The sequence below is a fragment of the Streptomyces sp. NBC_00158 genome (genome assembly GCF_045160885.1).
Lineage (GTDB): Bacteria > Actinomycetota > Actinomycetes > Streptomycetales > Streptomycetaceae > Streptomyces.
The window spans coordinates 4,531,582-4,546,834 of record NZ_CP108161.1 but is presented as its reverse complement, the minus strand read 5'-3'; the positions used below and the strand labels follow the sequence as shown (position 1 = coordinate 4,546,834).

Here is a 15,253-nt window from a genome sequence, read left to right as displayed (position 1 = left end):
CGTGGCGGCGACGGCCAAGGCCGGGGCCCGGCCCCGCGCCCACCGCAAGGACGTGTCCCGCCGGCGGCTGGTCGCGGCGGCGTTCCTGCTGCCCGCCCTGGTGCTGCTGGGCGCGCTCGTGGTGCAGCCCATCGGCTACTCCCTCTACCGCAGCCTCTTCGACCGCTCCGGCGACGCCTTCGTCGGGGCGGGCAACTACCGGCGGATCCTGGCCGACCCGGTGATCCGTACGGCGCTGCGGAACACGGCGGTGTGGGTGGTGTTCGCCCCGGCCGCGGCGACCGCGCTGGGGCTGGTGTTCGCGGTGCTGACGGAGCGGGTGCGCTGGGGTACGGCGTTCAAGCTGGTGGTGTTCATGCCGATGGCGATCTCGATGCTGGCGGCGGGCATCATCTTCCGTCTCGTCTACGACCACGACCCGCAGCGGGGCGTGGCGAACGCGGTGTGGGTGGGGGTGCACGACACCTTCGCGGAGTCCTCCGCGTTCCCCGGGGCCCGGCCGGGCCGGGACTCCCCGCTGGAGCCCGCGGCCGGCGGCGCGCTGATGACGCGGGGCACGGTGCGGGCGGGCGAGCCGGTGCTGCTGCCGCTGGTCGGGGTGGCTCCGGAGGCCCTGCCCGGGGGGACCCGTACGGCGGGCCGCGCCGCTCCGGTGCCGGGGAAGGTGACGGGCACCGTCTGGCAGGACTTCACCCGGGGCGGGGGCGGGCTGGCGAACGTGGTCGATCCGGCGGAGTCGGGGCTGTCCGGGATGCGGGTGGAGGCGGTGAAGGACGGCCGGGTGGTGGCGTCGGCTACGGCCGGCCCCGACGGCACGTTCACGCTGCCCGCGGCGGCCGACGGGGCCCGGCTGCGGCTCCCGGAGTCGAACTTCCGGGCGGCGTACGCGGGGGTGGAGTGGCTCGGCCCGGTGCTGGTGACCCCGGCGGTGATCGGGGCGTACGTGTGGATGTGGGCCGGGTTCTCGATGGTGCTGATCGGGGCGGGGCTGGCGGCGGTGCCGCGCGAGCTGCTGGAGGCGGCGCGGGTGGACGGGGCCGGGGAGTGGCAGGTGTTCCGCCGGATCACGGTGCCGCTGCTGGCGCCGGTGCTGGTGGTGGTCCTGGTGACGCTGGTCATCAACGTGATGAAGGTCTTCGACCTGGTCTTCGTGATCGCGCCGGGCGCGGTGCAGGACGACGCGAACGTGCTCGCGCTCCAGCTGTACCGGACCTCCTTCGGTACGGACGCCGATCCGGGCCTCGGCAGCGCCATCGCGGTGCTGCTGCTGGTGCTGGTGGTGCCGGTGATGCTGCTGAACATCCGCCGGATGCGTAAGGAGGCCTCCCGATGAGCGTCGTGCGACGACTGGCGGGGAGCGTGCTGCTGCGCGCCTTCCTGGTCCTGGCGGGGCTGTTCTGGCTGCTGCCCACGCTCGGGCTGCTGGTGTCCTCCCTCCTCTCCCCCGACGACCTGAACCGCGGCGGCTGGTGGCAGGTGCTGACGGAGCCCTCGCGGCTGACCGCGTCCAACTACGCGCGTCTGCTGGAGAACGGCACGATCACCGGATCGCTGCTGAGCACGGTGGCGATCGCCGTCCCGGCGACGCTGCTCGTCCTCGTCTTCGGCTCGTTCGCCGGATACGCCTTCGCGTGGCTGGAGTTCCCGGGCCGGGACTGGCTGTTCCTGGTCGTGGTGGGGCTGCTGGTGGTCCCCGTGCAGGTGGCGCTGATCCCTGTGTCGGAACTCTTCGGGTCCATCGGCCTGTTCGAGACCACGGCGGGTGTGGTGCTGTTCCACACCGCGTTCGGGCTGCCGTTCGCGGTGTTCCTGCTGCGGAACTTCTTCGCGGAGATCCCGCGCGAGCTGCTGGAGGCGGCCCGGCTCGACGGGGCCGGCGAACTGCGGCTGTTCGCGCGGGTGGTGCTGCCGCTGGGCGGTCCGGCGATCGCCTCGCTCGGCATCTTCCAGTTCCTGTGGGTGTGGAACGACATGCTGGTGGCGCTGGTCTTCGCCGACTCGGCGCACCCGCCGGTGACGGTGGCGCTCCAGCAGCAGGTGCGGCAGTTCGGGAACAACATCGACGTGCTGGCGCCCGGGGCGTTCCTGTCGATGGTGGTGCCGCTGCTGGTCTTCTTCGCGTTCCAGCGGCAGTTCACGACGGGGGTGATGGCCGGCGCCGTGAAGTAACCCACGGCCGGCGCGGCAGCGGGGTCCGACATGGGGTGTTGACGCTGTGTAACCCGAATGCCACACGCTGCGTAACCCGATCGCCGCGCGCGCGGTTCCTGGGCAATATGCCCGCGCCGACCCCTGGATGTGCCGTGCCCCGGTTCAGCGTCATCGTGCCCGCGTACAAGGTTCAGGCGTACCTCCAGGAGAGCCTGGACTCGGTCCTGTCCCAGTCGTACCCGGATCTGGAACTGATCGTGGTCGACGACGCCTCCCCGGACGCCTGCGGTTCGATCATCGACGAGTGCGCGGCCCGCGACCCCCGGGTCACCGCGGTGCACCTGGCGCACAACCTGGGTCTGGGCCCGGCCCGCAACGCGGGTCTGGCCCGGGCCACCGGCGACTACCTGCTCTTCCTCGACGGCGACGACACCCTCGCCCCCGGCGCCCTCCAGGCGATCACCGACCGGCTGAAGGCCACCGGCTCGCCCGACGTCCTGGTCTACGACTACGCGCGCACCTTCTGGACCGGCGAGACCGTCCGCAACCGGCTCGCGCACCGGCTGTCCGAGGAGGGCCCGGCCAGCTTCCGGCTCGCGGACCGCCCGGCCCTGCTGGGCATGCTGATGGTGGTGTGGAACAAGGCGTACCGCCGCGAGTACGTGGAGCGCGAGGGGCTGGAGTTCCCGCCCGGCTTCTACGAGGACACCCCCTGGACCTACCCGGCGCTGCTGGCCGCCGAGTCCGTGGCCGTCCTCGACCGGGTGTGCGTGCACTACCGCCAGCGCCGGACCGGCTCGATCCTGACCACCACCAGCCGGCGCCACCTCGACGTGTTCGACCAGTACGACCGGGTCTTCGGCCAGCTCGCCGCCCGCCCCGAGCTGGACCGCTGGCGCCCGGCGGTGCACCGGCGGATGGCCGAGCACTTCTGCGCCCTGTACGCGGACCCGCGCCGCCTCCCGCGCGCCGCCCGCGCCGAGTTCTTCGCCCGGGCCTCGGCGCTGCTGCGCCGCCACCGCGTCCCGGGCGGCCCCGGGTCCCTGCCGCTGTCGCTGTCCCGCACCGACCGGCTCCGGCACACCCTGATGCGGCTCGGCGCCCGGCGGGCGTACGGGCTGGCCTCGGCCGTCCGCGCGGGCGCCCTGGCCGCGGGCCGCGCCGGGGCGGCGCTGTGGCGGGGGCTGCGCGAGAGCGCCCTGCGGCTGCACTACCGGGTCCAGCGGCTGCTCCCGCTGCGGCCCGAGCTGGCGGTGTTCTCCGCGTACTGGCACGGCGGCTACGCCTGCAACCCGGCGGCGATCGAGGCGAAGCTGCGCGAGCTGGCCCCGCGGATGCGGACGGCGTGGATCTGCGACCCCCGGCACGCGGCCACCCTGCCGCCCGAGACCACCGCGCTGCGGCCGGGCTCGGCCGCGTACTGGAGCGCCCTGGCCCGCGCCGGGTACCTGACGACGAACGTCAACTTCGACCGCGCGCTGGTCAAGCGGCCCGGCCAGGTCCTGCTCCAGACGCAGCACGGCACTCCGCTCAAGCGGGTCGGCCTCGACCTCCAGGACCGTCCGGCGGCCACCCCGACCACGGACTTCGAGGGGCTGCTGCGCGGCGCCGACCAGTGGGACTACCTGCTCTCCTCCAACCGTCACTCCACCCTGGTGTGGGAGCGGGCCGTGCCCGCCTCCTACACCACCCTGGAGTACGGCTACCCCCGCAACGACCCCTTCCACCGGGCCGGCCAGGAGGAGGTGCTGGCGCTGCGCGAGCGGCTGGGCATCGCCCCGGGGACGACCGCGATCCTGTACGCCCCGACCCACCGCGACTACCGGCGCAGCCGGCCCGAGCACCTGGACTTCGAGCGGGTCCTGCGGGACCTGGGCCCGCGCTTCACGGTCCTGACCCGCACGCACCTGACGTACGCGGGCACCGAGTCCGCCCGCGACCCGCACCCGCGGCTGCTGGACGTCTCCGCCCACCCGTCGGTGGAGGAGCTGTGCCTCGCCTCGGACGCGCTGGTCACGGACTACTCGTCGCTGATGTTCGACTACGCGTCCCTGGACCGGCCGATCGTGATCCACGCGGACGACTGGGAGGCGTACGAGGCCGCCCGCGGCACCTACTTCGACCTGCGCTCCTGTCCCCCGGGCGCGATCGCCCGCACGGAGGACGAGCTGGTGGACATCTTCGCCACCGGCCACTGGCAGGGCTCCCGCTCGGCCCAGCTGCGCGCCGCGTTCCGCTCGCGCTTCTGCTCGTACGACGACGGCCACGCGGCCGAGCGGGTGGTCCGCCGCGTCTTCCTGGGCCAGTCCGCCCCCGTCCCGGCGGTCACCCCCCTGGAGGACCGCCGCCCCGCCCCTCCGGCCTCGGCCCCGGACCTGACCCCCCTCACGGCCGGCCTCTGGCCGTAGGGCCGCAGGGGTTCCGCCGGTGCCTCAGCCGGCCCGCAGGCCCGCCACCACGGAGCGGGCCAGCCCGTCCAGGTAGCCCGCGGGCACGGCGTCGCGCACCACGACCTGCCGCCAGTACAGCGGGCCGATCACCAGGTCCAGCGCCCGCTCCGCCGACGCGGACCCGGGCAGCTCCCCCCGGGCGACGGCCTCGGAGACGATGCCCTCGGCGAGCCGCCGCTGCCCCTCCACGAGCGCGCCCCGCACCGCGTCGGCGATCTCCGGGTTCCGGGCCGCCTCGACCAGCAGGTCGGGGATCACCGCCGAGGCCACCGGGTGCCGCAGTACGTGTGACATGACCTCCAGCAGGGCGCGTACGTCCCCGTAGAGGGATCCGGTCGCCGGCACGGGGATGCCGTCGGCGGCGACGGCGCCGATCAGGTCGAGCACCAGGTGCAGCTTCGACTTCCAGCGCCGGTACACGGCGGTCTTGCCGACCCCGGCGCGCCGGGCGATGCCCTCGATCGACATCCGGGCGAAGCCCACCGCCGCCAGCTCCTCCACCACGGCCGCGCGGATCGCCTCGGTGACGTCCTCGCGCAGGACGGCGGCACCGGCGGGGGCGCGGCGGGCGGCGGCCGGAGCGGCGGCAGGGTCGTTGGTCATGCACAGAGCATAGCGGCGAGGACATCACAAACCCGTCACGACGATACGGTTGCGTTCCGACGCACCACGCCCTACTGTCACCGTTACGACGATACGGACCCGTCCTGTCGTCCGGCGACGCCCGGCCCCTGTCGGGGCGACCCCCGTCGAAAGCGATCCCGTGACCAGCGTGACCACCGCGAACCCCGCGCATGCCGCGCCGCCCTCCCCCGCGGAACTGGCGGCGGCCCACGGCCTGACCGTCAGCGGCGCCCGCCCCTCCCTTCCCCGCTACGTCGCGCAGCTCTGGAACCGGCGCCACTTCGTGACGGCGTACGCGACCGCGCGGATGCACGCCACGTACAGCACGGCCAAGCTCGGCCAGGTCTGGCACCTGATGACCCCGCTGCTCAACGCGGCCGTCTACTACTTCGTCTTCGGCGTCGTCATGCACGCCAGCCACGGCGTCCCCGACTACGTGCCGTTCCTGATCACCGGCGTCTTCGTCTGGGACTTCATCGGCAGCTCGATCAACGCCGGCACCCGCGCCGTCCACAGCAACCTCGGCCTGGTCCGCGCCCTCCACTTCCCCCGCGCCAGCCTGCCCATCTCCTCCGTGGTCCAGCTCTTCCAGCAGCTGCTCGTCACCATGGCGGCCCTGGTCGTCCTGCTCCTGGCCTTCGGCCAGACCCCCTCGGCCTCCTGGCTGGTCGCGGTCCCCGCGCTCTTCCTGATGGCCGTCTTCTGCGCCGGCTGCGCGATGGTCATGGCCCGCATCGGCAGCAAGAACCCGGACGTCAGCCAGCTGATGCCGTTCGTGCTCCGCACCTGGATGTACTCCTCCGGCGTGATGTGGTCCATCGACACCATGCTCAAGACGGACGACCTGCCGCACTGGGTCTCGCTGGTGCTCAAGACCAACCCGGCGGCCGTCTACATCGACCTGATGCGCTTCGCGCTGATCGACAGCTTCAAGGCGGGCTCGCTCCCGCACCACGTGTGGCCGATCGCCATCGGCTGGGCGCTGCTCGCCGGCGTCGGCGGCTTCGTCTACTTCTGGAAGGCAGAGGAGGAGTACGGCCGTGGCTGACACCGACACCCGTGTCCCGACCGTCATCGCGGACGAGGTCCACGTCGTCTACAAGGTCCACGGCGGAGGCCGCAAGGGCGGCGCCACCGCCGCGCTCAGCCGGATCTTCTCCCGCGGGCCCGCCCCCGGCGTCCGCGAGGTCCACGCCGTCAAGGGCGTCAGCTTCACCGCGTACAAGGGCGAGGCGATCGGCCTGATCGGCTCCAACGGCTCGGGCAAGTCCACCCTCCTCAAGGCCATCGCCGGCCTCCAGCCGGTGGCCCGCGGCACGGTCTACTCGCAGGGCCAGCCGTCCCTCCTCGGAGTGAACGCCGCCCTGATGAACGACCTCACCGGCGAACGGAACGTGGTCCTCGGCGGGCTCGCGATGGGCATGACCAAGCAGCAGATCCGCGAGCGCTACCAGGGCATCGTCGACTTCTCCGGCATCAACGAGAAGGGCGACTTCATCTCCCTGCCCATGCGCACCTACTCCTCCGGCATGGGCGCCCGGCTGCGGTTCTCCATCGCCGCGGCCAAGGACCACGACGTCCTGATGATCGACGAGGCCCTCGCCACCGGCGACGCCGCCTTCCAGCGCCGCAGCCAGGCCCGCATCGAGGAACTCCGCGCCACGGCCGGCACCGTCTTCCTCGTCAGCCACGCCATCGGCACGGTCCGCGAGACCTGCGACCGTGCGATCTGGCTGGAGTCGGGCGTCCTGCGCATGGACGGCCCCGCGAAGGAGGTCTGCGACGCGTACGAGGCGTCCACCCGCGGCTGACCGGCGGCTCAGCCGGCCAGCGCCGCGGTGATCTGCCGGGTGGTCTGCGCCGCGACCCGGGGGTCGGCGGCCGCGTACGCGGTGTACGCGTTGAGCGCGGTGGCCAGCGCCCAGCCGCGCCCCCGGGTCCAGGTGGCCTCGTCCACGCCGAGCGCCGCCCGGAACACGGCCCGGGCGGGCGGCGACAGCAGGGTGAAGGCCACGGTCAGATCGCAGGCCGGATCGCCCGCCGCGAGCTCGCCGAAGTCGATGACCGCGCTGAGCCGCCCGCCGGACGTCAGCAGGTTCCCGGTGTGCAGGTCGCCGTGGCACCAGACGGGGTCCCCCGCCCAGCCCGGCGCCGCGAGCGCGGCCTCCCACAGCGCCGTCATCGCCGCGGCGTCGAACACCCCGGCGGTCGCCCGCACCGCCGCCCGCGTCTCCGCGTCCCGCCCCGCCAGCGGCGGCCGGACCCCGGCACCGGCCGCCACCGGGCAGCCGCGCAGCGCCGTCAGGAACTCCGCGAGCGCCACGGCCGCCTCCGCCGAACCGCCCAGCCCCTCCACCGTGGCCGTCTCCCCCACCAGCCAGCGGGACACCGCCCACGGCCACGGGTACCCGAACCCCGGCTCCCCCACCACGACGGGCACCGGCACCGCCAACGGCAGCCGCGGCGCGAGCCGGGGCAGCAGCTCGGACTCCCGCACGGCCTGTCCGACGGCCCACCGGTGACGCGGCAACCGCACCGACAGCTCCCCGCCCAGCCGGTGGATCACATGGTCGGACCCGGCCGGCTCGAACCGCTCCAGCGCGAGCCCCGCCCACTGCGGGAACTGGGCGTCCACGAGACGGCGTACCAGCTCGGCGTCGATGTCGGGTGTCACGCGCGCTCCCGGTCCGGGGCCCGATCGGACGTCGGGCGGTCCGGACCATTACAGGCGGCGCGGCCCCGGCCGGTCGACCGGATTTCCCCCGCCCCACGCACGACGGGCCGGGCCCGGAACCCCTGGAGGGGTCCCGGGCCCGGCCCGTGTCCGTACGCCTCAGCGGCGGCTACGCGTGCGCCCGCAGCAGCGACCGCATCGTCCGCATCGCCACCGACAGGTTCGCCAGGTCGAAGTCGTCCGAGCCCCGGATCTCGTCCAGGGTCGTGCGCGCCCGGCCGATGAGCGCCGCGTTCTTCTCCTCCCACGCCTTGAAGCGCTCCTCGGGAGTGGAAGAGCCGTTGCCCACCGCCAGCACGTCGGCCGTCAGCGCCGCGTGCGCCGCGAACAGGTCCTCGCGGATCGACGCGCGGGCCATCGACTGCCAGCGGTCCGACCGCGGCAGCTCGATGATGCGGTCCATCAGCTGAGTGATGTCCAGACGGTCGGCCAGGTCGTAGTACACCTCGGCGACGGACAGCGGGTCCACGCCCGTCCGGTCCGCGGTGGCGACGATGTCCAGCGTCGGGAACGCGGACGAGAAGCCGGCCACCTTCGCCGCGAGCTCCTCCGGCACGCCCTCGCCGGTCAGCTCGTCCATGATCGACTGGTACCACTCCAGGTCCGCGCCGCGCACCAGCTTCGGCAGCTCCGACCAGACCTCCGCCACCCGGGCCCCGAAGAGCTCGATGGTCTCGGTGATCTGGAGCGGCTGCGGCCGGTTGTTCAGCAGCCAGCGCGTACCGCGCTCCACCAGGCGCCGCGAGTGCAGCCGCACCCGGGTCTGGACGTCGGCCGGGACCTTGTTGTCCAGCGCCTCGACCGCGTCCCACACCTGGGCCAGGCCGAAGATCTCGCGGGCCGCGAGCTGCGCCCGGACGATCTCCTCCATCGAGGCGCCGGTCTCCTCCCGCAGACGGTGCAGGAAGGTCGAACCACCGGTGTTGACGGTGTCGTTGACCAGCAGGGTCGTGATGATCTCCCGGCGCAGCGCGTGCCCGTCGATCTGCTCCGGGAACTTCGCGCGCAGCGCGCCCGGGAAGTACGCGTGCAGCAGGCGGCGCAGGTACGGGTCGTCCGGCAGCTCGGTGTGGACGAGCTCGTCCGCCACCGTGATCTTGGTGTAGGCGAAGAGCACCGCCAGCTCCGGCTGGGTCAGGCCCTTGCCGGTGTTGAGCAGCTCGCGGATCTGCCGGTCGTTCGGCAGGAACTCCAGCTGGCGGTCCAGCAGCCCGTCCCGGCCCAGGCGGCGCATGAAGCGCTGCTGGGCGTGGAGCAGGCTCGGGGCCTGGGCGGAGCCGTTCGCGAGGGCCGTGTTCTGCGCGTAGTTGTTGCGCAGCACCAGCGAGCCGACCTCGTCGGTCATCTCGGCGAGCAGCTTGTTGCGCTGCTTGACGGTCATGTCGCCGTCCGCGACCACCGCGTTCAGCAGGATCTTGATGTTCACCTCGTGGTCGGAGGTGTCCACGCCCGCGCTGTTGTCGATGGCGTCGGTGTTGACCTTGCCGCCCTCGCCGCCGGCGCCGGTGCGGGCGAACTCGATGCGGCCCAGCTGGGTCAGGCCCAGGTTGCCGCCCTCGCCGACGACCTTGGCGCGGACGTCGGAGCCGTTGACGCGGATCGCGTCGTTGGCCTTGTCGCCGACGTCGGCGTGCGTCTCGGCGGTCGCCTTGACGTACGTGCCGATGCCGCCGTTCCACAGCAGGTCCACCGGGGACTGCAGGATCGCCTGCATCAGCTCGGCCGGGGTCATCTTCGTGACGCCCGCCTCGATGCCGAGGGCCGCCCGCATCTGCGCGTTCACCGGGATGGCCTTCGCGCTGCGCGGGTGGATCCCGCCGCCCGCCGACAGCAGCGCGGTGTCGTAGTCCGCCCACGAGGAGCGCGGCAGCTCGAACAGGCGCCGGCGCTCGGCGTACGAGGTCGCCGCGTCCGGGGTCGGGTCGATGAAGATGTGCCGGTGGTCGAAGGCGGCGACCAGGCGGATGTGCTCGGAGAGCAGCATGCCGTTGCCGAAGACGTCACCGGACATGTCGCCGACGCCGACGACCGTGAAGTCCTCGGTCTGCGTGTCGTGGCCCAGCTCGCGGAAGTGCCGCTTGACGGACTCCCAGGCGCCGCGGGCGGTGATGCCCATGCCCTTGTGGTCGTAGCCGGCCGAGCCGCCCGAGGCGAACGCGTCGCCCAGCCAGAAGCCGTACGACTCCGCGACGCCGTTGGCGATGTCGGAGAAGGTCGCGGTGCCCTTGTCGGCGGCGACGACGAGGTAGGTGTCGTCCTCGTCGTGGCGGACCACGCCCTTCGGCGGCACGACCTCGCCGCCGACCATGTTGTCGGTGATGTCCAGCAGCGCCGAGATGAAGACCTTGTACGAGGCGATGCCCTCGGCGAGCCACGCGTCGCGGTCCACCGACGGGTCCGGCAGGTTCTTCGCGACGAAGCCGCCCTTGGCGCCGACCGGCACGATCACCGTGTTCTTGACCATCTGCGCCTTGACCAGGCCGAGCACCTCCGTACGGAAGTCCTCGCGCCGGTCCGACCAGCGCAGACCGCCTCGGGCGACCTTGCCGAAGCGCAGGTGCACGCCCTCCACGCGCGGGGAGTACACCCAGATCTCGAACGCGGGGCGCGGGGCCGGCAGGTCCGGGATGGCCTGCGGGTCGAACTTCATCGACACGTACGAGTGCTGCTCGCCGGCGCCGTTGAGCTGGAAGAAGTTCGTCCGCAGCGTCGCCTTGATCAGCGTCAGGAAGGAGCGCAGGATGCGGTCCTCGTCGAGCGAGGCGACCTGGTCCAGGGCCCCGTCCAGCTCCTCCATCATCGCGTCGATCAGCTCGGTGCCGGCGGCCTGGCGGCCCGGCGACATCCGCGCCTCGAAGAGCGAGACCAGCAGCCGCGTGGTGTGGACGTTGTTGCGGAGGGTGTCCTCCATGTAGTCCTGGCTGAAGGTGGAACCGGCCTGGCGCATGTACTTGGCGTACGCGCGCAGCACGACCGCCTGGCGCCAGGTGAGGCCGGCGCCCAGGACGAGGGTGTTGAAGTTGTCGTTCTCGGCCTCGCCGGTCCACACGGCCGCGAAGGCCTCCTGGAACCGCTCGCGCGCGTCGTCGCCGAGGTACGCGTCCCCGTTGCCCGTGGACAGCGGCATCCGCAGACCGAAGTCGTAGATCCAGGCGCTGACCCGGTCACTGCGGCGCAGCTCGTACGGGCGCTCGTCGGTGACCTCGACGCCCAGGCGCTGGAGGACCGGCAGGACCGCGGAGAGGGAGACCTGCTCGCCCTCGCGGTAGATCTTGAAGCGGCGCTCGCCGGGGCCCGCGCCGACGGGCTCGTACAGCGACAGCGCGAAGGGGCGCTCGCTCGCGGACAGCTTCTCCAGGTGGCACAGGTCTGCCACGGCCGCGCGCGGCGAGTGGTCGGCCTTGTAGCCCTCGGGGAAGGAGGTGCCGTACTTGCGGCTCAGCTCGGCCGCGCGCTCCTCGCCCAGCTCGGCCGTCAGCGCCTCGCCGAAGCCGTCGGCCCAGGAGCGGGCCGCCTCGACCAGGCGGGACTCGACGCGCTCGACGTCGGCGTCCGTCAGCAGGGGCAGCTCGGTGCCCTGCGGGACACGGACGACGAAGTGGATGCGGGAGAGGATCGACTCCGTGTTCCAGGCGGTGAAGTCGACGCTGGTGCCGCCGAGCTCCTCCTTCAGGATGTCCATCAGCCGCAGCCGGACACCGGTGGTGAACCGGTCGCGCGGCAGGTAGACGAGCGCCGAGTAGTAGCGGCCGTACTCGTCCTGGCGCAGGTACAGGCGCAGCCGGCGGCGCTCCTGCAGGTACAGCACGGACGTGGCGATCTCGCGGAGCTTGTCGACCGGGGTCTGGAACAGCTCGTCGCGCGGGTAGGTCTCCAGGATCTGGAGCAGGTCGCGGCCGTCGTGGCTGGACGGCGAGAAGCCCGCGCCCTCCAGCACCTCGGACACCTTGCGGCGGATCACCGGGACGCGGCGCACCGACTCGGTGTAGGCGGCGGAGGAGAACAGGCCGAGGAAGCGGCGCTCGCCCACGACGTTGCCGTCGGCGTCGAACTTCTTCACGCCCACGTAGTCCAGGTACGAGGGGCGGTGCACGGTGGCGCGGCTGTTGGCCTTCGTCAGCACCAGCAGACGGTGCTCGCGGGCCTTGGCGCGGGCGTCGGCCGGCAGCCGGTTGAAGGACGGCGAGACGGGGTGCGCGTCCTCCTGGCCCCGGTGGACCGGGTCGGACCGCAGGATGCCGAGACCGGTGCCGGGCACGGCGGACAGGGCGTCGCCGTCGACGAGGTTGTACTCGCGGTACCCGAGGAAGGTGAAGTGGTCGTCGGACAGCCAGCGCAGCAGCTCGCGGGCCTCTTCGAGCTCGTACTCGCGCAGGTCCGGCGCGGTGGGCTCGTTCGGCAGCTCCTCGGCGATGCGCAGCGCGGCGTCGCGCATCTTCTCCCAGTCCTCGACGGCCTCGCGGACGTCGGACAGGACGCGCAGCAGGTCTCCGGTGATCTGCTTGAGGTCTGCCTTGTCGGTCTCGCGGTCGATCTCGACGTGGATCCAGGACTCGACGAGGGAGTCGTGGGGGCGCGCGGTCTTGGGACCGTGGGCGTCGCAGTCGGGGCCGAGGATCTCGATGAGCTTGCCGGTGACGTCACGGCGCACGACGACCTGCGGGTGGATCACGACGTGGATGCCGCGGCCCTGGCGGGACAGCTCGTTCGTCACGGAGTCCACGAGGAACGGCATGTCGTCCGTCACGACCTCGACGACCGAGTGGCTGGAGGTCCAGCCGTTCTCCTCGACCGTGGGGGTGTGGACCCGGACGTTCGCGGTGCCCTGCGGCCGGGTCTCGGCGAGCCGGTAGTGGGAGAGCGCCGCGCCGAACACGTCGACCGGGTCCCGGTCGGCGAGGTCCTCGGGGGCGGTGTGCAGGTAGTAGCGCTGGAGGTAGGAGAGCGTCGTGCCCTGATCGGGGCGCTCGCCGTGCTCGGACCCAGTCGGAAGTAGCCCCCCGGCCGGGCTGTTCTCAGCTACCCGTGCCGCCCGCGCGAGCAGCTCGGCCTTTGCTTCGTCCAGCTTGGTCTGCATGTCCTCTGGCTCCTGTCGCGCGCCATTGCGTGACGTAGGTGGTGAAGGAAGGAATGACAAAGCGCCGCGATGAGGCGGGATGTCCGTCCGGATCGGTTTTCGACGCCGCGGCGTCGGGAGGGCCGCCGGGGAAGGCTTCGACCGTGATCGACAGGTCCCGGCGGCGGGGATCAGCGAAGGCCCGGCCGCCAAAACGCGCCGGGCGCGGGTCGGGGGCGTCAGTGCCCCCGATGACTATCGCGCTGATCACGGGTCCAGGCTATCTCGCCCCACCCCCCGGTCGTCATTCACTGCATCTGTACAAAACCGGGGGCAAAACCTGGACAGTCTGGCCAGAGGCTTGGCCGGAACGGTCCGTTACCGGCCTATCCGGCCAGCTCACGGGCCATGGCAACGGCCTCCGCCAGGCTGTCCACGACCGGGACCCCGGCGGACTCCAGGCTGGCGCGGCTGTGCGACCCGCCCGTGTACAGAACGGCGTGCGCCCCTACGTGCCGCGCGGCCGTCGCATCGTCCACGGCGTCCCCCACCAGGACCGTACGGGGGGCGGTCACACCGGCTGCCTCCAGTGCCGCCATATGGCGTACGAGGTGCCCCGCCTTCGAGGTGTGCGAGGGCCCGGTACGCCCGTCGACGCGCAGGAAGTGCACGTCGATGCCGTGCGCCCGGACCAGGGGCACGAGCTTCTCGTGGGGCGCGAGCGACAGCAGCGACTGCGTGAGCCCCTCCGCCTGCCAGCCCCGCAGCAGCTCCCGCGCCCCCTCGGCGAGCCCGGCGTCGTCGGCGGCCGCCCAGTAGTGGCGGTGGAAGGCCTCGTCCATCACGGCCCATTCGGCATCCGTGGGCAGGCGGCCCATCAGCCGCTCGTAGAAGCGCGGCACCGGTACGACGTACAGCTCGCGGTACCGCTCCAGCGTGATCGGGTCGAAGCCCAGCTCGGCGAAGGAGGCGTTCGTCGCGGCTATGACGGCGTCGATGTCGTGCAGCAGGGTGCCGTTCCAGTCCCACACGATGTGGGCTCCACCGGCACTCGTCCCGGTGCCCATTTCCGTGCTCGTTCCCGTGCTCGCTTCCGTGCTCATCCCAGCAGGCCCGGGATCTCCTGCACCCCGAACCACAGCAGCTCGTGGTCCTCGGCACCGTCCACCGTGAACTGCGCGTCGTCGTCCCCCGCGTCGGCGGCCGCGAGGGCCCCGGCGGCGGCCGCGACGTCACCCTCTGCGTCGTCCGCGTCGGCGTGCACGGCGGCGGCCACCTTCAGCCGCACGGCGGCCCCGAGGGTGACCTGCCCGAGGGTCGCCTCGTCCACGCCGGGCACCGCGGTGGCGGCCTTGTCCTCGACGTCGACCGCGACCACGACCCGGCGGCGGGGCGCGGCCGGGTCGGCGGCCAGCAGGCGCAGCGAGGCGAGGGCGGCCCGGCTGAGGGCCGCGTACTCCAGCTCCTCGATGTCGTCCGACACGTACCACTCGCGCAGCCCGGGCGTGACGGCGTACGCACGGAGCGGGGCGGGCCCCAACTCCCCCGCCTTGTGCGCCTCGGCGAGCCCGGGGAGGGTCAGGGGGACGTACACGCGCATGGCCGGCTGCTTTCGGTAGTCGGAAACGCCCTCAGGATACGACTGGTGGGGGCGGGGACCGGAGTCCGGAGTAGGGTCCGGTCCCCGGACCCGCGCGACGGGCCCCGCGCCGGGCATGCCCAGCGGCTGCGGCCGGCCCTACACGCGCGGGCCCCGGACCTCGACGGCGGCGCACCGCCAGCGCCGGTCGGGGCCCTGCTCCAGCCGGAACGCCATCGCCGAGACCCGGTCCCCCGTCGCGATCCGGGCGAACGCCTCGATCACCCCCGGCCCGGGGTGGAACCGGCCGCAGTGGCGCAGCACCGGGCGCAGCCGGTCGCGCAACGGCCCGGCGGGGGCCAGGGTGACCAGCTGCTCGTACGCCTCGCCCACCGTGAGACCGAGCAGCGAGTGGACGGGGCGCTGGCCGCTCAGCACCGCCAGCAGGCGCTCCGCGAACCAGTCGTGGGGGGCCAGCCGGCGCACCTGCCGCGGCACCCCCGCCGGACGCCGCTGGTCCCGCCTCCCCGCGGGCCGCGTCCGCCCCGCCCCGCCGGGCCTGCTGCGACTGCCCTCGCCGCCGACAGTGCCTCGCGTGGTGGTGTCCATGGCGATTCCCCCGATCAGACCGAGCCCGGCGGTACCAGGCGGTAACTTGA

11 protein-coding genes are annotated in these 15,253 nt (G+C 72.9%); 5 read left to right on the top strand and 6 right to left on the bottom strand.

Annotated features, from left to right (window positions below):
- The first annotated feature begins 1 nt into the window (after nt 1).
- The 3 genes from OG553_RS20940 to OG553_RS20930 all read left to right on the top strand — a co-directional run bounded on the left by OG553_RS20940 (nt 2) and on the right by OG553_RS20930 (nt 4,559).
- On the top strand, nt 2–1,333 hold the full coding sequence (locus OG553_RS20940) for a carbohydrate ABC transporter permease (protein WP_405980452.1): 1,332 nt from the start codon (nt 2–4) through the stop codon (nt 1,331–1,333).
- A complete protein-coding gene (locus OG553_RS20935; protein ID WP_405980451.1) occupies nt 1,330–2,169 on the top strand; it encodes a carbohydrate ABC transporter permease in 840 nt (279 codons plus the stop codon). The genes OG553_RS20940 and OG553_RS20935 overlap by 4 nt, the downstream gene beginning before the upstream one ends.
- 134 nt (nt 2,170–2,303) lie before the next feature.
- The gene (locus tag OG553_RS20930; RefSeq protein WP_405980450.1) at nt 2,304–4,559 is read left to right on the top strand and encodes a CDP-glycerol glycerophosphotransferase family protein; all 2,256 of its coding nucleotides are present in this window, start codon (nt 2,304–2,306) and stop codon (nt 4,557–4,559) included.
- 24 nt (nt 4,560–4,583) lie between these two features.
- Here the strand turns inward: OG553_RS20930 and OG553_RS20925 are convergent, their stop codons facing one another.
- Nucleotides 4,584–5,204 carry a TetR/AcrR family transcriptional regulator gene (locus tag OG553_RS20925; protein ID WP_405980449.1) on the bottom strand — a complete coding sequence of 207 codons (621 nt, stop codon included), beginning with the start codon at nt 5,202–5,204 and terminating at the stop codon, nt 4,584–4,586.
- 160 nt (nt 5,205–5,364) lie between these two features.
- Between OG553_RS20925 and OG553_RS20920 the strand changes: the two genes are divergently transcribed.
- Together OG553_RS20920 and OG553_RS20915 are read left to right on the top strand one after the other, a co-directional pair.
- The gene (locus OG553_RS20920; RefSeq protein ID WP_405980448.1) at nt 5,365–6,273 is read left to right on the top strand and encodes an ABC transporter permease; all 909 of its coding nucleotides are present in this window, start codon (nt 5,365–5,367) and stop codon (nt 6,271–6,273) included.
- The gene (locus OG553_RS20915; protein WP_405980447.1) at nt 6,266–7,036 is read left to right on the top strand and encodes an ABC transporter ATP-binding protein; all 771 of its coding nucleotides are present in this window, start codon (nt 6,266–6,268) and stop codon (nt 7,034–7,036) included. The genes OG553_RS20920 and OG553_RS20915 overlap by 8 nt, the downstream gene beginning before the upstream one ends.
- Nucleotides 7,037–7,044: 8 nt before the next feature.
- On the opposite strand, the gene OG553_RS20910 is transcribed toward OG553_RS20915, so the two are convergent.
- From OG553_RS20910 to OG553_RS20890, 5 genes are all read right to left on the bottom strand, one after another.
- Nucleotides 7,045–7,899, bottom strand: a complete 855-nt coding sequence (locus OG553_RS20910; protein WP_405980446.1) for an aminoglycoside phosphotransferase family protein — start codon at nt 7,897–7,899, stop codon at nt 7,045–7,047.
- Between the two features lie 169 nt (nt 7,900–8,068).
- Nucleotides 8,069–13,036, bottom strand: a complete 4,968-nt coding sequence (locus OG553_RS20905) for an NAD-glutamate dehydrogenase (RefSeq protein WP_405980445.1) — start codon at nt 13,034–13,036, stop codon at nt 8,069–8,071.
- Nucleotides 13,037–13,401: 365 nt separating this feature from the next.
- Nucleotides 13,402–14,082, bottom strand: coding sequence for an HAD family hydrolase (locus OG553_RS20900; RefSeq protein ID WP_405980444.1), 681 nt, complete (start codon nt 14,080–14,082; stop codon nt 13,402–13,404).
- Between the two features lie 32 nt (nt 14,083–14,114).
- Nucleotides 14,115–14,615, bottom strand: a complete 501-nt coding sequence (locus OG553_RS20895) for a DUF6912 family protein (protein WP_405980443.1) — start codon at nt 14,613–14,615, stop codon at nt 14,115–14,117.
- Between the two features lie 138 nt (nt 14,616–14,753).
- Nucleotides 14,754–15,203 (bottom strand): Rv3235 family protein, encoded by a 450-nt coding sequence (locus OG553_RS20890; RefSeq protein WP_405980442.1) that lies wholly within the window; start codon nt 15,201–15,203, stop codon nt 14,754–14,756.
- Nucleotides 15,204–15,253 lie beyond the last annotated feature (50 nt).

Coding starts and splice junctions, on each gene's coding strand:
- OG553_RS20935 (WP_405980451.1), top strand. CDS start 1,330: ATGAGCGTCGTGCGACGACTGGCGGGGAGCGTGCTGCTGCGCGCCTTC.
- OG553_RS20925 (WP_405980449.1), bottom strand. CDS start 5,204: ATGACCAACGACCCTGCCGCCGCTCCGGCCGCCGCCCGCCGCGCCCCC.
- OG553_RS20905 (WP_405980445.1), bottom strand. CDS start 13,036: ATGCAGACCAAGCTGGACGAAGCAAAGGCCGAGCTGCTCGCGCGGGCG.
- OG553_RS20900 (WP_405980444.1), bottom strand. CDS start 14,082: ATGGGCACCGGGACGAGTGCCGGTGGAGCCCACATCGTGTGGGACTGG.
- OG553_RS20895 (WP_405980443.1), bottom strand. CDS start 14,615: ATGCGCGTGTACGTCCCCCTGACCCTCCCCGGGCTCGCCGAGGCGCAC.
- OG553_RS20890 (WP_405980442.1), bottom strand. CDS start 15,203: ATGGACACCACCACGCGAGGCACTGTCGGCGGCGAGGGCAGTCGCAGC.